The following is a 21,848-nucleotide window of genomic DNA, read 5'->3' as shown; positions in this document are numbered from 1 at the left end:
TGGAGTTAGGGCGCACGGAAATCAACGGAGGCCTATCAATTGAGGTCGGCCACGACGGCCACGACCAGCGGACGGACACCCGCATCGCTTGCCGCGGCGACAGTGACGGGCGCGAGAGCCTGCGAGTCGACCCTCACGCCGATGGCGCGTGGGCTGTGCCCTGCCAATGCACGTTTGATGGCACTTGCACGGGCCAGCCAGAGGCCCACATGCGCCGCATCGACATCGCCATGACCGACACTGACGTCTACTTGCCCAATGCCGGCCGGCCCGATGGCGCCGGCCAGCGCAGCGAGCGCCCGGCGACCGGAATCACTCAGCTCTTCGCTGCCGGCATCGAAGAGCTGGCCTTCCGTCCATTCGATGCGGGCGGGCAGCGGCTGGCCGGCTTGCCAGCTCCGTGCTGCCACGGTTGCAGGCACCGGGGCAAGCGCGGCGCGCGCCGCGGCGACTTCGCCGATACCGGAGCCCGTGGCCGCACTCTGCGCAGCGATGCCGCCGTCCGCCGATGCGGCCGGACTCTGCAGGCCGAGCGTGCCTTCGTCGAACTTGAAGCGCAGCCGCATGTAGAGGCCGCGGTTGGTGTAGTCGGCACCGGCCAGGTCCGGATCCTTCAAGCCCAGCACGTTGTAGCCGGCCGACACCCAGAGGTTCGGCATGGCCTGGTAGCCAGCCTCGAAGCCCAGGGTGCGCTGCACCGCGCCGCCCTTGCCGTAGAGCAGACCGGCCTGCACGCCCAGGTCCCAGTCCTTGGCGATGTCGCGCGTGTAGCGCACGTGCCCCAATTGCGCCCAGTAGCTGGACGACGTGATGCTGTCGCTCAACGTGGTGTAGCGGAAGGCGTAGCGCGCGCTCCAGTACTCGCCGCGCGCAGGGTTGTAGTTGAAGTTGCCGGACACGATGTGCGTGCGGCTCGTGCCGGGCGTGCTGAGGGTCGAGAGGGTCGACACGTCGCTCGCGGTGATCTTGCTGTCGTCATCGACCAGCGTGCTGTTGGTGCCGGCGGTCAGGTGTTCGTACTTGTGCTCGTAGCGGGCGAGCGCATTCCATGGGTCGGCGCCACCGCTCGGCCGGTAGGCAAGGCCGAACTGCTGGCGCATCTGCAGCAGCGTGTCGGTGCTGGCCGTGCGGTTGATGACGCTGCGCGTCAGAAAGGTCCAGTCGGGTTCGAGGCGGTAGGACGCACCGAGCGTGCCGAGCAACGTGTCGGACGCGCTGGCACTGCGCTTCTCGAGCGTGCCCACGGTGCGCAATGTGCCCAGCGTGTATTCGAAGCCGCCGACGATGGCGCGCGCGTTGCTGTCGGTCACACCGGTGGCCGCGCTGGACGACGTGGTGGTCACCGATGCGGGGTTCTTGCCAAGGTCCTGGGTCTGCTCGTAGCCACCGGTCAGTCGCAGGTTCTCGGTGACCTTGAAAGTGTTGCGCAAGCCCATCGCCGCCTGGACGCTGCGACCATCGCTGACGTCGCTCAGGCGGTACTCGTTGTACGCGCGTGCACCTTCCATGTAGTTGCTCTCGACACCGAACAGCGCCACGTTGCGCTGCGTGGTGCCGGTGACGTTCTGCAAGGACGTGAGGCTGTCGACGAAGGCGTACCGACCGTAGAGCCGGGTCTTGTCGGTGATGGCATAGCTGCCACCGATCGCGGCCGCATGGCGATCGCTGTGGTCGACGTCCTGCTCGAGCTCGCCGAACACCTGGAACTGCGGCATGAAGGGCACCTGCGTGGTGATGCGGCCGCGCACGGTGGTGGTGGACTCGGTCTGCGACGTTCCGGCCCCGCTGATGGTTCCGACCGAGCTGGCGCCCCCGTTGTTGCTGGTCGTGCTGCCGGCGACCTGGCCGTAGTCGAAGCTGCCAGCGGCAGTCCCGGTCTGGTTGCCATGTCGCACGGCACCTTCGAGCACGATGGTGTCACCGAGCTTGTGCTGCACGGTGCCCGTCAGGCTGCGGCTGGTGGCATCGGCCAGCGTGCTGGCGCCGATCCCGGCCGTCTTGCCATAGAGTGCTTCGGCCCGCAGGCGCGTGAGGCCGCTGAGTGCGTATTCGGCGCGTGCCGTGCCTTCGGTGCGGCCTGCGCTGCTGCTGGCACTGAGATTGTCGAAGCCCTCGCTGGTCTTCAGGGCCTGCGCCTGGATCTTGAGGTCGGCGTCTTCGTGGCGCAGCTCGATGCGCGATGCGCTGCCGGTGCCGGCCAGGTCGGTGTCGGTGCGCACCGCTTCAGCCGCGATCACGGTCTTCTCGCCGAGGCGACCGATGCCGGTGACGGCGTAGAGCTTGCGGCGGTTGTCCGGGTTGTCGTCCCTGGAGGCCACGACACCCAGTTGCAGGCGCTCGGTGACCTTGAACTGCAGGTCTGTTCCGGCCACGAGAAACTTCGGTCCGCCTTCGTCGACTTCGTAGGTGATGCGGATCGACTGCGGATTGAAGTTCTCGTCCATCGAGGCGATGGGCTGCAGGAACAGGATGCGTGCCGACAGCGGCTCGATCGTGTAGTCGGTGAAGCGCGACACGGCCGTGGTCTTGAGGATCACGGACGGCTGGTTGCGGTCGCGCACCAGGATCTCGACCTTTTCGCTGTTTGCCAGCAGATCCCCCGTGGACGCGCCGCTGAGGTAGTACGGACCCGAGATACCCAGGCCGCGTTGTTCCTCGACACGCTGCTTCAGGCTGTCATAGGACGCGAAGGACGTGGCGCGGATGCCGCCGCTGTCGTACTGGCTCTTGAGGCCGGTGAGGGTCCGGGACACCTGGCTCAGCTGTCGCACCTCGGTGCTGCTGGCGGTGGTGAAGTCGCCGTAGAGCAGGTACGAGCGGTTCTTGTCGATGCGCACGTAGACCTTCTGCGTACTCTGTGCATCGAAGCCTCGCACGGAGTTGTCGCCGTAGACCGGGTAGAACTCGTCGGGCCGGATGTCGCGAAACAGGCGATCCCGCGTGGTCTTGTCGGAATCGAAGGCCGTGGTGAGCAGGTAGTCGCCACGCACGGTGCCTTTGAAGTAGAAGGCGGCGCGGCCACCGGCCCGTGCGCCGTCGCCGTCGCTGCCGCCGGCGATGTGGCCCAGCTCGGATTCGAATGCACTGCCCGCCGCCTGGGCGCCGAGCGTGACAGGCTTGCCGCGGCCACTGAAGTCGAGCACGCCTTCGACGATGCCGATGCCGGACATCGGCCGCTGCTCGGGCAGCAGCGCCATGCGCGACTCCTGGACCAGCAGCCCGCTGCTCGCCCGCACGCGCACATCGCCGGGCTCACCTGGCGGGATGTAGGTGAAGCTGCCGCTGCCGCCTTCGATGAAGACCTGCGTACCTGGCTCGTCGGGGCTCAGGTCGGTGTCGAGCCAGCGTCCACGATCCGTTTCGAGCGTGATCTGCGTGCGCGCGGTCACGGGCACGCCGTTGGCATCGACCAGCCGCACGCGCACGGTCACCGGGGTACGCAGATCGGCCCGGGCTCCTTCAGGGAGATCGATCTCGATGCGCCCCAGTTTGTCGGGCGCCACCACGCTGACGACCTCATTGGCGCGCTCGTTGCCGAAGTCGTCGACGATGCGCAGGCGCAACTCGTTCTGTCCTGGCTTGAGCTGTACGCCGATGTATTCCCATGCGACGATGTTCTTGGACTGCAGCGTGGCCTTCTTTCCGACGCGGCGCTCGACGATCTCCTCGCCGTTGAGCGCCAGCCGAAGCACCGATCCGAACGGGCCCTTGACGCGCACATTGATGGTCTGCGACGGGACGGTGTCACCATTCTTCAACCCGATGAAGCCGGGCTTGTTGTCTTCGTTGGGCAACACGGTTTCAAGATCGATGATGCCGGGTGCCGGCTGCGGGCCCAGCAGATCGGCACCGCCATCCGGACGCCTGGGCAGCGGGTTGTAGACGGGCGCGCCGGACTGCTGGGGACCGATGGCGCCGAGCGGCGCCGAACCTCCGGACGAAGACAGCGGCAGATCGATGAGAGGGCGCGGCTGATCCATGCCGCTCGAGACGGTGCCCGCACCCGACAGTTGCCCGGACGCCGGCAGCGAGCGTGTGTCGCCATTGGTGAGGATGGTGCTGTCGACGGTCAGGCGCGTCTTGTACGACGCGTCTTCACCCACATCGCCCTTCTGCTGCTTTGCAACGGCCTCCCGCCTGTCTGCGATTTCCTGGGTGATGCGGCTGACGTCGCCGCAATCGGAGATGACGAAGTCGGCGCGCATGAACTCGCCCTTCTTGACGTCGAGGAAGCGGCTGTCCGGAGCACCGGCGTTGCGGTTGTCCAGCGGGATCAGCGTGGCGCCGCGTGGCAGCGTGGTCGCGTCGACCTTGAGCGCATGGGTCACGGGCTTGAGCCCGTAGAGGCTCCACTTGCCATCGACGTCCGTCGTGGCGCTGGTGCCGTCTTCCATAAAGATGCGCACGCCAGGCACGCCCTTCTTGCTGTCGGGATCGAACTCACCGTCAGCTCTCGGGCAGGCCAGATAGACCTTGCCGAAGGCGTACGCGTCATCGGAGAACACGCCACCGGTAACGCTCACACGCCACGAGGCCTCGTTGGAACGCGCGGTGCCCGCACTGGCGTAAGCGCGGTTGATGGCGTCGGCACCGACGGTGGCGCCGACGCCGATGCGCAGGCGGTAGCGCACGGTGGCCGATGCGTCTTTCGGAAGCGCCAGACTGGGCAGCGAGAAGGTGAGTCTTGGCCCAACACCGCCTGCAGGGTCGGATGCGGCCTGGCTGTTCACCCGTGTGCTGCCCTTGACATAAGCAAAACCGACAGGCAACTGATCGTCGAAGCTCACACCGGTGAGCGGCCCATTGGTCTTATTGGTGACGGTGAGCACGTAGTCGACGAAATCGCCGAACTCCGCCGTTTTCTTGGTACCGACCTTGCGCAACAGCAAGCCATTGGCGGTGCCCGGGTCCAGGGGGATGTGGTTGTGCGTCGCCTCACAGGTGGTGCCGGTGGTGCCGTCCAGGCCGGCACGCAGGCTCATGAAGTAACGGGTGTCCGCTCCATCGGCCGGTGCCGAGGCGCTCGGCACGATGGCGCCGCAACTGGTGAAAGTGCCCGTCTGCGACGGAATGGTGACGGACGGCAGCGTCAGGCCCATACCTGCAGGTGGCACGACGTTCAATGTGTAGTCGCAAAGGTTCTGTACGGGTGGCGATCGGAAGAAGAACTGGTACTGGCCGTCCGCACCGGTCGTCATGGAGACGCTGCCGTCGGCGTTGTAGGTATAGGCACCGCTGTCGCCGCCGTAGATCTGATCGGCAGTTATTGGCGTGACACCGCCCGAAAGGCAGCTGGCACGGGTGAAGGTGATCGCCGCACCGGACACTGGAGACCGCGTGATCGCGTTGTAGACGACGCCCTGTGGATCGATCAGCAAGGTGTCGACCGTGGCGGCCGACGCCTGCAGCAACTGGCCGGCGTTCACGGTGTTCGTGGCGAAGGCACCGGCCCAGGCCTTGTTGACGACGACGGCGCCGCGCCCCACGTACTCCGGCTTGACCGTGGCGCGCACGGTGAAGCTGACTTCCTCGGTCGCACCGGGCGCCAGCGCGCGCGTGCCGTCGGTGAGACTCAGCGCGATGTCGGTCGGAATCTGCGACGGCTGGCCCGATTCGGCGGTGCGATTGCAAGGCGTGTTGCCGGTGAAGCTCGCGGCGGGCGTAAGGAACCCGTTCTTCGACCGGGGCGCGCCGGCGAGGGTCCACGCGGCAATGCGGCCTGCCGTGTCGTCCATGGCGAATGCGCAATTGAGGTTGTCCACCAGGCGCAAGTGCGGTGCCGCGGCATTGCCGATATTGGCGACGCGCACGGTGTAGTCCATCTCGAAGACGCCATCTGCAAGGCGGCGCGGTGTCGACACCTGTTTGATGAGCTGCAGCGCTGCCATCTGCGTATCGACGGGCGTGGGCGTGCTGTCGTCGCTGGCCGTCCCGTTGTTGTTGGCATCGGGCTCGGTGCCATCGGTCGATATGTCCGTGATGGCCTTGGCGCCACCCTTGACGATCGCAGCGGCGGCAGTCGCACTGTTCAGCAGAACGCCGGTACGACCCTTGAGATAGATGCGCGTGCTGAACCGGACCGTGAGTTCGCCGCCGACGTCCAACGATGCACCGGGCGCAAGCAAGCCTCCAGTGGACGCCTGACCGGTGTAGCCGGGATTCACCGCGGCAACGGCATTGGTGCGCGATACGACGGCGAGGCTGCCGGGCATGACGGTGTATTGGCCGCCACCAGGTACGGCCTGCGAGGCATAGCTGCCGAACTGCGTTTCACCCGCGCCCTCGAGAACGTCGTTGAGCTGCACGTCGTACAGCGCGGCAGCACCGTCGTTTCGCACGCGCAGCGAGAACTGCACGGTGCCGGTTCCGTCGGGCATGCCGCTCGCGTCGAAGTTGGCGCTAACCGGGCCCGCGGCCTTGGCCAGGCCGATGCGGGCCGCGGTGATCGGCACGACGGCGGTGTTGCTGCCGGCCCGGGCCGACGCTGCGCCATCGTAGTAATAGCCCTGGGCTTCATTCACGACATAGTCGGGCGCGCCGGACAGTACTTTTGCCGAGAAGCGCATGGACATGCTGCCATCGGACACGATACCGGCGGGGATGCCGATGGCGACCTCGATCGCGGAAGCATCGTCGGCATTGGAACGGTAGTTGAACAACGGATCGCCGGGCAGGCGGAACAAGCGCAGCGCACCGCCGGCAGCCGATGCCAGCGATCCGGCGACGTACTGCAAGCCACTTGGAACGACGTCGCGCACCAGCAGCAGCGTTCGTGCCGTTCCGTCCACCATGATGGGCGTGGCGGCAGGCGCAATGGACGGCGTCCCCATGGCGTCCTGCACACCGATGTTGCTGGCACGAATGTCGAACTGCACGACGCTCACGTCGGGCTGCATCACACCGGGATAGCTCGCCGACTTGGACAGTGTCACGACTGCCGCGTTGCTCAGCTGGACGACATCGACGTTCGACACGCTCTGCGCCTGAAGCGCGGTGGTAGCCGAAAGCAGGACACAGCCCGTGCCATTGCTGCTGTTGGGCGTAACGCCTTGCACCAGCAGGCTGGCGGCCTCGCCGGGTGCGAGTTGCAGCCCGCCAGCGGCACCCAGCGGCAACACCGGGTCGGCCGCGTCGGCGACACCGTTGCCGTTGATGTCCCGCACCAGCCTCAACGATGCGAGGTTGAAGTTGGTGGCCGGACACCCGGTGCCACCGGAGACAAGATTCAGGACATAGCTGGACGTGAGGTTGCCGGTGTTGGTCAGCAGATGGCCGAGCGTCGCGGTGACGTTGGGCGGCCGATTGACGTTCTGCGATGCGGTCAGCACGAGCGACTCCACCGCCAGCACGTTGGCGCGAACGGCGTTGGAATCGACGCGCTCCACCTGCGCGATGCCGAATGGCTGATATTCGACGTAGGCCTGCGCAGTGATGACGGTACCGGCCGGCGGCGTCTTGGCAGACACGGCGAAGGGCACGCATGCAGCGAATGCCAGCCCCACGGCCAGCGCCCGGCAAGCGACGGGCCGCCAGATTCGCCACAAGGCAGCATGCAGTGATCCAGGCACCGACGTTGTAGTTTTCTTCACACCTGATTCCATCCAACGGTTGACTGCAGCCCTGATGGGGCGCTGCGCACACGGTTTTTCTTTTCCCTGCGGACGAGGTCAGGCGACGCGATCCGCACGGAAAAAAGGCAAGCACGAAGACTTGCCAAAGCCACGCTCCAGGGGGGAAACAAGAGCGTGGCAATGCCTCCGGAAGGCAAAAATGCCGTGTTTACGGACTGACCTGCACCGAGAAGCGCAGCGTCACGGTGCCGCCTGGTTCAAGCGTGTTGGACGCGCTGCCGCAGCTCACGCCATTGACGGGAGAGCCAGAGGCCGCATAAGCCACGGAACCGGCGCTCAGGCTGGTCGCGACGCATTGCGTCGCCAACGACGGCTGCGTCGCGCCTGCGTAGTTGGTGTTGGCTGGGATGACGTCATTCACGGACACGTTGGTCACCGCTGTAGCGCCCGTGTTGGTTGCGACGACCTGATAGGCCACGCATTCGCCCGGCTTGCGATTGATCGCAACGCGGGCGAAGGCCGGCGTCCCCGTACCCGGGCAGTCGATGACAGCCTGGTACTTGTCAAGGGCGACGACCGAAGCGATCACCGACGTGGTGTCGGTCGGGTTGGAACCCGTGATCACGCAAGTGTTCGGCGAAGCGGTCGTGTCGGTCACGGTCAAGGTCACGGCCTCGGCGCCGCCGATGGCGGTGTTGCCCACGAACACCCGCACCAGCACCTTGGCGAAATCACCAGCCGCGATCGCCGGCAGCATGCCGTTGGTGATCAGCGTGTCGCCGCTATCGAGTGCGCCGTCTTTATTGACGTCGAGGTACAGCGCCGTCGTCCAGCCCGCAGTCACTGCAGCAGCCGACGGCGTCGCAACGATGCTGAAGCCACTGGTGCCGCACTGTTGGTTGCCGGTGTTGCTGATGATGTGCGAATAGGTCTGGCTGCCACCCAGGGGCGCCGAGCCGGTGTTGCTCGGCGTGACCGTGAACACGAAGGTCGGATTGACGATCACGCTGACGGCGTCATGCAGCACATCGGTCAGGATCTGGCCGTTGGTCGCCGCAGTGGTCGACTTCGCCTGGAAATACACCGGCTGCACGACGGCAACGGAGTTGGATGGACTGGTCACGCACGCGTAGAAGGCCTGGCTGCCGCTGGCCGCCACCGTGACCGTCGTGATCGCGGTCGGTGCAGAACACGCTGCGCTCGAGAACACGACCGTCCAGCCAGCCGGCAGGCTGCCTGGGAAGGTGGAGTTCTGGCTCACCGACAGGTTGTAGGTCAGCGACATAGCGCTGTCGTTGTTCACCATGGTCAACGGGAACTGCGCCACCACGCCGCTGTTGGCGGTCACGGTGAAGGCTGCGGACGCGCCAGGGCCAGGGCCGGAATCGCCGGTAACGGCGGTCAGCGGTGCGTTCTGCAGGTCTGCCAGCGAACCGGTGATGACATTCAACACACCCGAGACCGCGTCGAACTCGGTAGCCAGTTGAACCGACGTGGCGCGCGCAACGAAGTTGAACGGCCCGGTGGATGCCGAGCTACCTGGCAGGCGAACCTGCAGGATCACGGTGGAAGTGGCTCCTGCGGCCAATGGACCGGTATCGACTGCACCGGCACCGCCGGTGTTCTGCAGCGGCGTCGCGCCGTCGGAAGCCAACCAAAGGAAGGTGGTACCCGTCGGGAAGTTGTTGCTCGGGGTGGTCAGGTCGAACGTGTCCGTGTCGTTACCGTTGTTGGTCACGACGAACGAGTAGTTGACGTTCGTACCGGCTGCAGCGCTGGCTACCGTGACGGTGTCCGGCGACGCACCATTGGGCGTGCCGTTGGTGGCGTCCTGCGTGCCGAAGATCACGTCGTAGGTGCCGGTGACCGTGAATGCCGCGCCGCCGGTGTTCGACAGCGAGGTACAACCCGTCGCCGCCGTAGCAAGGCTGGTGGGCGTGGTTGCGCAGACGGTGGGGTTGTAGCTTGCGACGTTGCTGGTCTGCGTCGTGCCAATGGCTGCCGTAGGCGACGCTGCGACGATGAAGCTCAGCGTTCCGGACGAACTGCTTGTCACGTTCGAGATGTAAGCCTCGATCGTCTGGCCGACCACCCGGTATTCGATGGTGGCAGAGCCGCCGGTCTGGGTGTCGCTGTCGGCATCGGTCAGCTGGCTGCCCGCCAAGCCACTCCATACACCCGAGCCGGCCACATAGGTCAAGCCGGCAGGCAGCGTGTCCTTGATGTACAGCGGTGCGCCAGTCTGGCCATTGTTGATGTAGCTGAGCGTGTAGACAGTCTGCGTACCGCGAGGACCACTGGTCGCTGGCGTGACCGTCCATGGCGACGAGCCATTCACGGAGGGCAAGCTGATCGACTTGTTGACCGAGAACGCGGCCTGATTGGTCAGCGTGATGGTGTCCGTGTTGGTCACGGTGGGTGCCGTGTACAGCGCAGTCGTTGCGGCCGTGACGGTCACAGTTGCCGCATTGCTGGGCCATGCGCCGAGCGTTGCAGTCGGTGGCACCGTGTACACGACGACGAACTTCAATTGACCATTGCTGCCAGCAACGGCCTGAGCGGTGGCTGCGCAGGGCGTGGCCGCCGAGGTGGTCGTACACAGTGGCGAACCGGTCGCCTGACCTGCACCGTTGTCGAGGTAGACCTCGATCTTGGTGAAGTCCGGCGTGGTCGCGGTATTCACTTCGGCAACACTGATGGTGAAGGTGTCGGAGCCGTTACCCGTGTTGGTCAGGGTGTGGGGCACGGAAACCACTGCGCCCGGGGCGGCGCTTTTTGCACCATCGGCGGTGAGGGTGAAGGACCCGACCTGCTGGACGAAGGTGCTGACCTTGTTGGAGGTGGATACCTGTGTGGTACCCGTTGTGTCGAGGTAGCTCGCTGTGGCGACGTTACCGATCTCGGTGCCGGAAGTTGGCGCCACAGCATTTGCAACAGAGGCACCGAAAAGTGCCACTGCAGCAACCGCCGCAATGCCAGACCAGCGCATGACCGGCCGGAGGCCGGTGCGCTTGGACTGTGTGGTGGTAGTCAATTCATTTCTCCTCTTTGAAAACAGCAACTGCTGCAAATGGGTTCAGGACGTGCGATCACCGGTTGACGCCTGACACGGACGGTGAGGCGGTGGCAACGGGGGGCACGACGCTCAGCACACGCACGCGGGCACTGACTTCGCTCACGCCGCCAGCCGGCAGCTGACCCAGGTTCCACTGCAGAGTCCGGTAGTCGGCATAGGGAACCGGCTCGGACTTGGTCTTTCCGCTGGGCGTGTGCATGAGTGGTTCGGCGGCGAACTTGCCGTCCTTGGTTGCGGCCAGGAGCAGTGCCGAACCCGGCTTGCCGGACTTGGCGAGGTATTCGGTTTCTTCGGGGATGGGCAAGGTCGCCTTGATGTCCTTGACAGCAGCGGCGCCCGAATTCGTGTACTTGACGCGGTACTCGATGACGTCACCGGGCTTGACGGTGGGGGCAGCTTCGAGTTGCTCTTTCCCTTGCGCGTCGGTGATGACACGGACTTGGGTGAGTTCGGCAACGACCTGCTTGGGGGAGGCGGCCAGCGTGGCATTCGCGGCCGGCGAGACCGTCGCGGTCTGGGCGGAGACACCCGCCACGAACAACAACGAGGAGGTGAGAAGAATCAGCGACGCCTTGGCATGGAAGCGCCGGGGCCGACGGGGGGAGAAATGCATGGCGGTTACCTGGTGGGTTGAATAAGAGCGACGCTGCTATTCACCGGCCAGGCCCCATGAGGAGCACGTGCAGGAGCGGGGCAGAATCACGGCGGCATGATTGGCCGCGCATGTCCTTGCTAGTTCGTGGTGTAACGAAATACGTTTTTCAGTTAATGAAACGTACGTTTTGTCGATTTGAATTTCACAGGCTTACAGGTCAGGCATGAGCCCTTCAGAGCAGAATGTCTAGAGCGGGCGCGACGCGCGGACGAAAAAAAAGCGGCCCATGGCCGCTTGGTTTCAAGGTCGAAAGGCCGCTACGGCCGGGGTGGTAGCTCGATGCTCAGATCCCACGAATACCCATCATCGACGAGCACATCGATGGCACCGATGTCGCTGGAAACCGCGCCCTGGCTGCCGACCAACGACTTCAGGAAGGGTCGCCGGACACCCGTCGTCGGCGTCATCTTGAGATAGGCAGACAGACGCAAGGAGCGCTCGCCAACCGCATGTATCGTCAATCGCACGTCATGGGCCGCCAATTTGGGCCAGGCGACGAACACCTCTCGCAGCAGCACGGCCACGCTGTGGCCAATGAGCAGAATTTCGTCCAGATGACCGATTTCACGGAATTCCAGCCGGACGCCGACCAGCGAAGCCTTGAGCGACAACATGGCCTTGCAGACGTTCCATTCCTCTGCTGCGGAATGCCAGACCCTGCCCACGCGCATTCGCGTGCCGACGCCATGCTCGGCAATGATGTAGTCGGCGAGCAGGGCCACCGCCGGGATCTCGCGTCCGAGCTGCGTATAGAGCTCCATGCCAAGATTGTTCAAGGCATTCAGGATGAGGTGGCTGTCGAGCCGATATGGCGCAAAACCAGCAGGAGATTCTTCTGCGGAAGTCATTCGAAACGATTCCTTGATCGAGTTCGGTCGATCGAGCTTGATGGCCACATCTCAAGAATAGTGACCAAAGAAACACTTGGTGACTGACTCTACTCTTGCAATGCGCTTATTTCATCCGGCTCGATCCGTGTTGCGCATCAAGAAATCGCCGCATGCGGAAGTAATGCCGCCAATGTCGCAAGACTGTCGGCCTCCTCCACCGGCTTGTCTTCTCGCCAGCGCAGCATGCGCGGGAAACGCACCGCAATGCCGCTCTTGTGCCGCGTGCTGCGTGCGATGCCTTCGAATCCCAATTCGAAGACCAGTGTCGGCCGCACGCTGCGCACCGGTCCGAAGCTTTCGATGGTGGTCTTGCGAATGACGGCGTCGACCCGCGCCATTTCCGCATCGGTGAGACCGGAATAAGCCTTGGCAAAAGGCACCAGCTTGCGGTCCGGCTGCTCCGGCGGTCCGTCCCAGACGGCGAAGGTGTAGTCGCTGTAGAGACTCGCACGCCGGCCATGGCCGCGTTGCGCATAGATCAGCACTGCGTCGATGCTCAACGGATCGATCTTCCACTTCCACCAGGTGCCGACGTCCTTCGTGCGGCCGACGCCGTAGCGCGCTTCGCGCTGCTTGAGCATCATGCCTTCGACGCCCATCGATCTCGCGGCCTCGCGCTGACGGCCGAAGTCGGCCCAGTCGACGCCGGTGATCATCGGACTCGCGATGAGTTGCGGATGCTGGACATGCACGACGAGTGCGTCGAGCAACGCACGGCGTTCATGCTGTGGCCGTTCGCGCAGATCGACGCCCTGCCATTCGAGCAGGTCGTAGCCGAGCAGCACGACCGGAATGTCGCGCAGCAGCTTGGGCCCGAGCGTCTTTCGGCCGATGCGGCGCTGCAGCTCGGCGAACGGCTGCACACGATCGTCGCGCCAGACCACGATCTCGCCGTCCAGCACGCAGCCATCCGGCAACGCGTGCCCCAGCGTCTCGACTTCGGGGAAGCGATCGGTCACCAGTTCTTCGCCACGCGACCAGAGCGACACCGCGCCCGCGCGCTTGACCAGTTGCGCCCGGATACCGTCCCATTTCCATTCGACGATCCACTCGGACGGCGGGCCGAGCAACGCATCGAACTGATCCAGAGGCACGTTGAACGGATGCGCAAGGAAGAAGGGATAGGGTTGCCCGCTGGTCTTCCGATCGAGTTCACCAGGACTCTCCGCTGCGATCAGGCCGGCATAGTTCTCAGCGGTGGGCCGGCCGCTGATGTGGGTGTAGCCCATCAACCGCTGCGCAACGCGCTTGGCATCAACGCCCCCGACCGCCGCCAGCGCCTGCGTTACCTGCAGCCGCGAAACGCCGACCCGAAAGCTTCCGGTGATGAGCTTGAAGTAGACCAGCCGCTCCTCCGGCGCCAGACCTTGCCATTGGAGGCGCAACGTGTCGGCGAGGGTCTCCGGCGCCATCCCGCGCAGCGGCAGCAGATGCTGCTCGATCCATTCGGCCAGGCCGAGATCCAGCGAGGCGGTCGGCGGCGGAAGCAACAGCGAGATGGTCTCGGCCAGGTCACCGACGGCTTCGTAGCTTTCATCGAAAAGCCATTCCGGAAGGCCGGCCGCTTCCTGCGCCAGCAGGCGCAGCAACCGGGTCGGCACCAGTTGGCGGGGCCGGCCGCCGGCCAGGAAGTAGACCGTCCAGGCCGCGTCTCGCGGCGCGGCTGCGCGCAGATAGCGTTGCAATGCCGCCTGCTTTGCAAGGCTCGACGTCGTCGCATCAAGCTCGCGATAGAGCGCTGCGAAGGCCTTCATGCCGTCGTCTCCACACCCGTCCCGGGCGGCACTTCGTCCTCCTGGCCGTACTCCGTCTTGAAGCCCTGGGCGTCCAGTCCGTTCTCGGTCAGCCAGCGAACCAGCACCGCCACACTGCCGTGCGTGACGAACACGCGCTCGGCGCCGGTTCCGGCGATGGCTTTCTGCAGACCGGGCCAATCGGCATGGTCGGACATCACGAATCCGCGGTCGACACCACGGCGGCGACGCGTGCCACGAAGTTGCATCCAGCCGCTGGCGAACGCATCCGCATAGGCGCCAAAGCGCCGCATCCACGGCGTGCCTTGCGCGGATGGCGGTGCCAGCACCAGCGCGCGTTTCAGGGTTTGCGCATCGACACCGGGGTCAGTCACTCGCAATGTCGGGGGCAGCGCGACGCCCGCCGCGCGATAGACCGCGTTCAGCGGTTCGACCGCACCATGCACGACGATGGGCCCGATCGATGCGTCGACGCCGTGCAGGATGCGCTGTGCCTTGCCGAAGGCGTAGCAGAACAGCACGGAGGCGCGGCCCTCATCGGCATTGCGGCGCCACCAGGCATCGATCTCGGCGAACAGCGCCGCTTGACCAGGCCAGCGGTAGATCGGCAGGCCGAAGGTCGACTCGGTGATGAAGGTGTCGCAGGGCACCGGCTCGAAGGGCGCGCAGGTGCCGTCGGGTTCGGTCTTGTAGTCGCCGGAAGCAACCCAGACGCGCCCCCCGTGCTCGAGCCGGATCTGGGCCGAACCCAGCACGTGGCCGGCCGGATGCAGCGACACGCGGACGCCATGGTGCGTGATGGTCTCGCCGTAAGGCAGCGTCTGCAGCGGCAGGTCGGCGCTCAGGCGGGTGCGCAGAATGCCTTCGCTGTCGGCATGCGCAAGGTAGTGCGAATGGCCGACACGGGCATGGTCGGAGTGCGCATGGGTGATCACCGCACGTTCGACCGGCCGCCACGGATCGATATAGAAGTCTCCAGGCGGGCAGTACAGACCTTCCGGGCGCGCGATGACGAGATCGTCCCGCCGCGCGGGCGTGGGTTCGTGCACGCTGTCGGCCATGGAGTGCGGCGCTTCGGGCAAGCTCATCCAGCGAATCCTAGGGCGATGCGCTGCGGCAGGCCAGACTCGGCGCCGCGAAGGTCTGTGGGCAGCAGCCTACGTGCATCGATGCCGGTCGAATCCAGCGGCCCATGGTCGACGTATCAATCAAGTCCCACACAAGAAGTGCGGATTCGCCACCACAATCCGCACAAAAGCTCATTCGCCATTCCAGCCGAACGGAGAACCGCCACGTGACTGCACGCTCCGCCTCGAACACACCATGACGCCCCGGCAAGTCAGGGCGTTGCGCGTATTTGGCTCGCTGAAGATGCGCATCACCATCGGTACGGTGGCGGCGCTGATTGCCGGCCTGGGCCTGATCACGCTGCTGCTGGTGAACCGCGCGCAGCAGGACACGTTGCGCGCGGAACGGCATCGTGAGCTCGCGGATGCCGCCCGCACGGCATCATTGCTCGCGAGCCGGGCCGTGGCGCTGCAGCGCGCCTTGCTCGTGGTGGCCTTTCAACTCGACGAGCCCACCGTGCGCGACGACGCGGCGCTGGCACGTTTCATCGAAGGCCAGCCGGTGCTGCGTGGCCTGTTCACCGACATCTTCGTCGCGACACCGGACGGCGACCTTCGGCTGCTCGCCAATGAGAACGGCGTGAACACACCCGAGCTCAATCTGAGCGATCGCCCCTACTTCAAGCGGACGCTGGCCGAGAGCCGGTCGATCATTTCTCCGCCCATTCCGAGCCGTCTGTCCGGCGAACCGGTGGTGGTCTTCACCCAGCCGGTGCGTGGACCCAACGGCATCCACGCCGTGATCGGCGGCGGATTGCGGCTGAGCCGACGCGACATGCTGGAAGGCTTGATCGAGACCCAGGAGGCCGACGGCGACGCGCGGGTCGTGGTGACCGATGCCAGCGGCCTCGTGCTGGCACATCCAGACATCGCTCTGCTTGCCCACCCGCTGTCGGATGACCCGCGGCTCGCGCAGGCGTTCGCCGCGTGGGTTGCTGCGGGCAGCCCGGCCGAGCCTCTTGGACTTGGATTGCCGCAACAGGGTGAACTCGTCAGCGCCGCCGGCGCGCCGGGGCCCGACTGGATGGTCTGGCGCGCACGGCCTGAAGATCAATTGCTGGCGCCGCTGCGCGACGCGCGGCGCGACGTACTGCGTTGGGCGATCGGCCTGACGGTATTGCTGTCCGCCGGCATGCTCGCCCTGGTCTGGTGGCTGTTGCATCCCCTGACGCTGCTTGAACGGCGTGCGCAGCACCTGTTCGACGGCACCATGCCGCCTCGCGATGGCTGGCCGGTCGCCAGTGGCGAAATAGGCAGCCTGAGCCGCGTGCTGCGCAAGGTCGGAATGGAGCGCGCGCAGCTCGAGGTGGCGAACAACGAGGTGCTGATCCGCCTGAACTCCGTCATGAGCGCCGCGCCGGTGGGCATCGCCTTCCTGCGCGCGTATCAATTCGAGCTGGTCAGCCCCGAGTTCTGCCGGCTGTTCGGGTTGCGGGAAGACGAGTTGCTCGGCCAGCCGGCGAGCACGGTGGTCGCAAGCGTCGACGACTACGCGGCCTTCGTCGCGCAGGAACTCGAGTCGTTTCTTGCGAGCCGGTCGTACGCGGGCGAATGGCGCATGCGGCGGCGGGACGGCGCGGTCTTCTGGGCAGGCCTGCGCAGCAAACCGGTCGATATCGACGATCCGTCGCAAGGTGCCATCTGGACCATCAACAACATCGACGATCAGCGCACCGCGCGGGAGCAGCTTGAATGGGCCGCCGCACACGATCCGCTGACAGGCCTGGTCAACCGCTCGTCCTTCAACAAGCGCGCGCGGGCGTTGATCGAGATGCTGCCGCAATCGTTGCCGTCGGCCATGGTCTTCATCGATCTCGACCACTTCAAGCCTGTGAACGACACGGCCGGCCACGTCATGGGCGACGTGATGCTCCGCGCGGTCGCAACGGCCGTCTCTTCGCGGGTACGTTCGGGCGACACGGTGGCGCGGCTCGGCGGCGACGAGTTCGCGCTGCTCCTTGAACACTGCCCGCTCGACGGCGCAATGCGGCTGGCGCAAGAGGTGCTCGATGCGGTGAGTTCGATCACGCTTCCCTGGGAAGATCGCGTGCTGCGGGTGGGCGCCAGCATCGGCGTCGCGGCATTGCAGCCTCACATGGCCAGCGTGGAGGCCTGGGTCAACGACGCCGATGCAGCCTGCTATGCGGCCAAGGCTGCGGGCCGCAACACGGTCCGGCGCGCGCCCGAGGCGGTGTCTACGGTTTCATGAATGAAAAAACCGCCCGAAGGCGGTTTCATTGAGGCGCGTGCGTGATGCGTTGCCGCACCCGGCTCACTTCTTTTGGCGGTACTTGCGCAAGGCTGCAATCTGCGCCGCCATGACGGCGAGTTCCGATTGGGCCATCGCGATATCGATGTCGCTCTTCGCGTTCTTCAGCGCTTCTTCGGCAGCGGCCTTGGCCTGGTTCGCCTTCTCGTCGTCGAGGTCCTTGCCGCGGATCGCGGTGTCGGACAGCACGGTCACGGTGTTGGGCTGCACTTCGAGAATGCCACCCGCCACGAAGACGAACTCTTCGCCGCCGTCGGCCGTCTCGATGCGCACGGCACCGGGGCGGATGCGCGTGATCAGCGGTGTGTGACGCGGATAGATGCCGAGCTCGCCGGCTTCACCGGGCAGCGCGACGAAGGTGGCTTCGCCCGAGAAGATCGACTCTTCCGCGCTGACCACATCGACGTGAATGGTGTTTGCCACTTTGATTCCTTTGCCGTTCTAGAGAACTTCGGAAAGCAAGCAGTCGGCCGGCGGGTGAGGCGTCATGCACAGCCGTACAGAAAAGTACGGCGAGCACGGCAACGAAGCCCGACGGTCGACTGCGCCGCTTTACGCGACCTTCTTGGCCTTCTCGAAAGCCTCGTCGATGGTGCCGACCATGTAGAACGATTGTTCCGGCAGGTGGTCGCACTCGCCGGCCACGATCATCTTGAAGCCACGGATGGTTTCAGACAGCGGCACGTACTTGCCAGGCGAACCCGTGAACACTTCGGCCACGTGGAACGGCTGCGACAGGAAACGCTGGATCTTCCGGGCGCGGGCCACGGCCAGCTTGTCGTCCGGAGCCAGTTCGTCCATGCCCAGGATCGCGATGATGTCGCGCAGTTCCTTGTAGCGCTGCAGCGTGCCTTGCACGGCGCGGGCCACGTTGTAGTGCTCTTCGCCGACCACGTTCGGGTCGAGCTGGCGCGAGGTCGAATCCAGCGGGTCCACGGCGGGGTAGATACCCAGCGAAGCGATGTCGCGCGACAACACGACGGTGGAGTCCAAGTGGGCGAAGGTCGTTGCGGGCGACGGGTCGGTCAAGTCGTCCGCAGGGACGTACACGGCCTGGATCGAGGTGATCGAGCCGACCTTGGTCGACGTGATCCGCTCTTGCAGACGGCCCATTTCTTCGGCCAGCGTCGGCTGGTAGCCCACGGCGGAAGGCATCCGGCCCAGCAGTGCCGACACTTCGGTACCGGCCAGCGTGTAGCGGTAGATGTTGTCCACGAAGAACAGCACGTCGCGGCCTTCGTCGCGGAACGACTCGGCGATGGTCAGGCCGGTCAGGGCCACGCGCAGACGGTTGCCCGGGGGCTCGTTCATCTGGCCGTAGACCATGGCGACCTTCGAGTCCTCGAGCTTCTCGAGGTTCACGACGCCGGAGTCGGCCATCTCGTGATAGAAGTCGTTGCCTTCGCGGGTACGTTCACCCACACCGGCGAACACCGACAGACCCGAGTGAGCCTTGGCGATGTTGTTGATGAGTTCCATCATGTTCACGGTCTTGCCCACGCCGGCACCACCGAACAGGCCCACCTTGCCGCCCTTGGCGAACGGGCACACCAGGTCGATCACCTTGATGCCGGTTTCCAGCAGGTCTTGCGACGGCGACAGTTCGTCGTACGCCGGTGCCTTGCGGTGGATCGAAGCGGTGAGCTCCTGGCCGACCGGGCCGCGTTCGTCGATGGGCGAACCCAGCACGTCCATGATGCGGCCCAGCGTCGCCTTGCCCACGGGCACGGTGATCGGGGCTTGCGTGTTGGTCACGATCAGGCCGCGGCGCAGGCCGTCCGACGAGCCGAGCGCAATGGTGCGCACCACGCCGTCGCCGAGCTGCTGTTGCACTTCCAGCGTCAGGGCGCTGCCTTCGAACTTCAAGGCGTCATAGATCTTGGGCATCTTGTCGCGCGGGAATTCCACGTCGACCACGGCACCGATACATTGAACGATCTTGCCTTGCACTGCATTTGCTTGAGCCATCATCTGCTCCGATAAAAATTTGAATCTGTTGACGTCGCGAGACGCTTAGACGCCGGCAGCCGCCGCAGCGCCCGACACGATTTCCGACAGCTCTTTGGTGATGCCTGCCTGGCGGGTCTTGTTGTAGACCAGCTTGAGTTCGGCGATCACGTTGCCGGCGTTGTCGGTTGCGGACTTCATGGCAACCATGCGAGCCGACTGCTCCGACGCCATGTTCTCCGCGACCGCCTGGTAGACCAGCGACTCGGCATAGCGAACCAGCAGCTCGTCGATCACGCTCGGCGCATCGGGCTCGTAGATGTAGTCCCAGGCATGCTGGCCCTTTTCGGCCTGCAGGGTGTCGGCGGCGAGCGGCAGCAGCTGCTCGATGACCGATTCCTGGCGCATGGTGTTGATGAACTTCGTGTAGCAGACGTACACGGCGTTCAGCTTGCCCTCGGCGTAAGCATCGAGCAGCACCTTGACCGGACCGATCAGCTTGTCGAGATGCGGCGTATCGCCCAGCTGCGTGACGTGCGAGACGACGCGCGCGCCGACCCGGTTCAGAAAACCGAGTCCCTTGTTGCCGATGGCCACCGCCTCGACCGCGTTGCCGGCCGCCTGCTGCTCGCGCAGTTTGGCGGTCAGGGCACGCAGCACGTTGGTGTTCATGCCGCCGCACAGACCCTTGTCGGTCGTGACCAGGATGAAGCCCGCTGCCTTCGCGGCGTTGGCCTTCATGAACGCGTGCGTGTACTCCGGATTCGCCTGGCCGAGGTTGGCCGCGATGGTGCGGATCTTCTCGCTGTAGGGGCGGGCGGCGCGCATGCGATCCTGCGCCTTGCGCATCTTCGACGCGGCCACCATTTCCATGGCCTTGGTGATCTTCTTGGTGTTCTCCACCGATTTGATCTTGCCGCGGATTTCCTTACCGGCTGCCATAGATGCTCCTTAAGCCTTGATCTCGCGCGCCATCAGGCGAACGACTTCTTGAACGTCGTGATAGCGGCGGTCAGTTCGGCTTCGGCTTCCTTGTCCAGCGCCTTGGCCTTCTCGACCTTGTCGAGCAGTGCCGCATGGCTGGTCTTCAGGAATTGATGCAGGCCGTGTTCGAAGGCCAGAACCTTCTTGACGTCCAGGTCATCCATGAAACCCTTGTTCACCGCGAACAGCGTGGCACCCATCAGCGAGATGGGCAGCGGGCTGTATTGCGCCTGCTTGAGCAGTTCGGTCACGCGGGCACCGCGGTCGAGCTGCTTGCGGGTCGCCTCGTCCAGATCGGAAGCGAACTGCGCGAACGCAGCCAGTTCACGGTACTGGGCCAGGTCGGTACGGATACCGCCCGACAGGCTCTTGATGATCTTGGTCTGGGCGGCCGAACCGACGCGCGACACCGAGATACCGGCGTTGATGGCGGGGCGGATACCTGCATTGAACAGGCTGGTTTCCAGGAAGATCTGGCCGTCGGTGATCGAGATCACGTTGGTCGGAACGAAAGCGGACACGTCGCCGGCTTGCGTTTCGATGATCGGCAGTGCGGTCAGCGAACCGGTCTTGCCCTTGACTTCACCCTTGGTGAAGGCTTCGACGTAGTCGGCGTTCACGCGGGCCGCGCGTTCGAGCAGACGGCTGTGGAGATAGAACACGTCGCCGGGGTAGGCTTCGCGGCCTGGCGGGCGACGCAGCAGCAGCGAAACCTGGCGATACGCCACGGCTTGCTTCGACAGGTCGTCATAGACGATCAGCGCGTCTTCACCGCGGTCGCGGAAGTATTCGCCCATCGTGCAGCCCGAGTAGGCCGACACGTACTGCATTGCTGCGGATTCCGAAGCCGAAGCCGCGACCACGATCGTGTAGTCCATGGCACCGGCTTGTTCCAGCGCGCGCACCACGTTCTTGATCGACGAGGCCTTCTGGCCGATCGCGACGTAGACGCAGGTCACGCCCTGGCCCTTCTGGTTGATGATCGCGTCGATCGCCACGGCCGTCTTGCCGGTCTGGCGGTCGCCGATGATCAGCTCGCGCTGGCCGCGACCGATCGGCACCATCGAGTCGATGGACTTCAGGCCGGTCTGCAGCGGCTGGTCGACGGACTTCCGTGCGATCACGCCCGGAGCGACCTTTTCGATCACGTCGGTGAGCTTGGCGTTGATGGGACCCTTGCCGTCGATCGGCTGGCCCAGTGCGTTCACCACGCGGCCGATCAGCTCGGGGCCGACCGGCACTTCCAGAATGCGGCCCGTGCACTTGACGGTGTCGCCTTCGGAGATGTGTTCGTATTCGCCCAGAATCACGGCGCCGACGGAGTCGCGCTCGAGGTTCAGCGCCAGGCCGAAGGTCGGCGTGCCGTCCGCAGTGGGCTTGAACTCGAGCATTTCGCCTTGCATCGCGTCCGACAGGCCGTGCACGCGCACGATACCGTCGGTCACCGACACCACGGTGCCCTGGTTGCGAATGTCAGCGCTGACGCCCAAGCCTTCGATGCGGCTCTTGATCAGCTCGGAAATTTCTGCTGGATTGAGTTGCATGACTCTTTCCTTCTTTCAATAAATGAGGGGC

Annotated in this window: 11 protein-coding genes; 1 reads left to right on the top strand and 10 read right to left on the bottom strand. The window is 65.0% G+C overall.

Translation table 11 applies throughout. The features are described from left to right. Positions 1–35 precede the first annotated feature (35 nt). From AC07PZ_RS23870 to AC07PZ_RS23845, 6 genes are all read right to left on the bottom strand, one after another. Entirely contained in the window at positions 36–7,478 is a 7,443-nt protein-coding gene (locus AC07PZ_RS23870) for a hypothetical protein (RefSeq protein ID WP_495297637.1), read from the bottom strand. A 301-nt stretch (positions 7,479–7,779) separates the two neighbouring features. Beyond that, on the bottom strand, positions 7,780–10,494 hold the full coding sequence (locus tag AC07PZ_RS23865) for a beta strand repeat-containing protein (RefSeq protein ID WP_495297636.1): 2,715 nt from the start codon (positions 10,492–10,494) through the stop codon (positions 7,780–7,782). 166 nt (positions 10,495–10,660) lie between these two features. Beyond that, the gene (locus AC07PZ_RS23860; RefSeq protein WP_495297635.1) at positions 10,661–11,260 is read right to left on the bottom strand and encodes a hypothetical protein; all 600 of its coding nucleotides are present in this window, start codon (positions 11,258–11,260) and stop codon (positions 10,661–10,663) included. A gap of 299 nt (positions 11,261–11,559) precedes the next feature. Then, positions 11,560–12,198: a hypothetical protein gene (locus tag AC07PZ_RS23855; protein ID WP_495297634.1), complete on the bottom strand. Its 639-nt coding sequence runs from the start codon at positions 12,196–12,198 to the stop codon at positions 11,560–11,562. Between the two features lie 89 nt (positions 12,199–12,287). Continuing rightward, positions 12,288–13,946 (bottom strand): ATP-dependent DNA ligase, encoded by a 1,659-nt coding sequence (locus AC07PZ_RS23850; RefSeq protein WP_495297633.1) that lies wholly within the window; start codon positions 13,944–13,946, stop codon positions 12,288–12,290. Continuing rightward, on the bottom strand, positions 13,943–15,007 hold the full coding sequence (locus AC07PZ_RS23845; RefSeq protein ID WP_495297784.1) for a ligase-associated DNA damage response exonuclease: 1,065 nt from the start codon (positions 15,005–15,007) through the stop codon (positions 13,943–13,945). Before AC07PZ_RS23845 ends, AC07PZ_RS23850 begins: the two co-directional genes overlap by 4 nt. Between AC07PZ_RS23845 and AC07PZ_RS23840 the strand changes: the two genes are divergently transcribed. Next, positions 15,006–17,282, top strand: coding sequence for a sensor domain-containing diguanylate cyclase (locus tag AC07PZ_RS23840; protein ID WP_495297632.1), 2,277 nt, complete (start codon positions 15,006–15,008; stop codon positions 17,280–17,282). The genes AC07PZ_RS23845 and AC07PZ_RS23840 overlap by 2 nt on opposite strands. Positions 17,283–17,345: 63 nt before the next feature. Here AC07PZ_RS23840 and AC07PZ_RS23835 read toward each other — a convergent pair whose 3' ends face one another. The 4 genes from AC07PZ_RS23835 to atpA form a co-directional block, all read right to left on the bottom strand. After that, positions 17,346–17,765, bottom strand: a complete 420-nt coding sequence (locus AC07PZ_RS23835) for a F0F1 ATP synthase subunit epsilon (RefSeq protein ID WP_495297631.1) — start codon at positions 17,763–17,765, stop codon at positions 17,346–17,348. A 129-nt stretch (positions 17,766–17,894) separates the two neighbouring features. Beyond that, a complete protein-coding gene (gene atpD / locus AC07PZ_RS23830) occupies positions 17,895–19,310 on the bottom strand; it encodes a F0F1 ATP synthase subunit beta (protein ID WP_495297630.1) in 1,416 nt (471 codons plus the stop codon). Positions 19,311–19,355: 45 nt separating this feature from the next. Further along, entirely contained in the window at positions 19,356–20,231 is an 876-nt protein-coding gene (gene atpG, locus AC07PZ_RS23825) for a F0F1 ATP synthase subunit gamma (RefSeq protein ID WP_495297629.1), read from the bottom strand. A 32-nt stretch (positions 20,232–20,263) separates the two neighbouring features. Beyond that, positions 20,264–21,817, bottom strand: coding sequence for a F0F1 ATP synthase subunit alpha (gene atpA / locus AC07PZ_RS23820; RefSeq protein ID WP_495297628.1), 1,554 nt, complete (start codon positions 21,815–21,817; stop codon positions 20,264–20,266). Between the last annotated feature and the right edge of the window lie 31 nt (positions 21,818–21,848).

Source organism: Variovorax sp. GW821-FHT10B04, from assembly GCF_059415645.1.
The sequence above is the reverse complement of the archived record's forward strand: the minus strand, read 5'-3'. Positions and strand labels throughout refer to the sequence as shown.

What these genes read in the sequence shown, in the direction of transcription:
- atpD (WP_495297630.1), bottom strand. Translation starts at nt 19,310, where the DNA reads ATGGCTCAAGCAAATGCAGTGCAAGGCAAGATCGTTCAATGTATCGGT.
- AC07PZ_RS23845 (WP_495297784.1), bottom strand. Translation starts at nt 15,007, where the DNA reads ATGGCCGACAGCGTGCACGAACCCACGCCCGCGCGGCGGGACGATCTC.
- atpG (WP_495297629.1), bottom strand. Translation starts at nt 20,231, where the DNA reads ATGGCAGCCGGTAAGGAAATCCGCGGCAAGATCAAATCGGTGGAGAAC.
- AC07PZ_RS23860 (WP_495297635.1), bottom strand. Translation starts at nt 11,260, where the DNA reads ATGCATTTCTCCCCCCGTCGGCCCCGGCGCTTCCATGCCAAGGCGTCG.
- AC07PZ_RS23850 (WP_495297633.1), bottom strand. Translation starts at nt 13,946, where the DNA reads ATGAAGGCCTTCGCAGCGCTCTATCGCGAGCTTGATGCGACGACGTCG.
- AC07PZ_RS23840 (WP_495297632.1), top strand. Translation starts at nt 15,006, where the DNA reads ATGGAGTGCGGCGCTTCGGGCAAGCTCATCCAGCGAATCCTAGGGCGA.
- atpA (WP_495297628.1), bottom strand. Translation starts at nt 21,817, where the DNA reads ATGCAACTCAATCCAGCAGAAATTTCCGAGCTGATCAAGAGCCGCATC.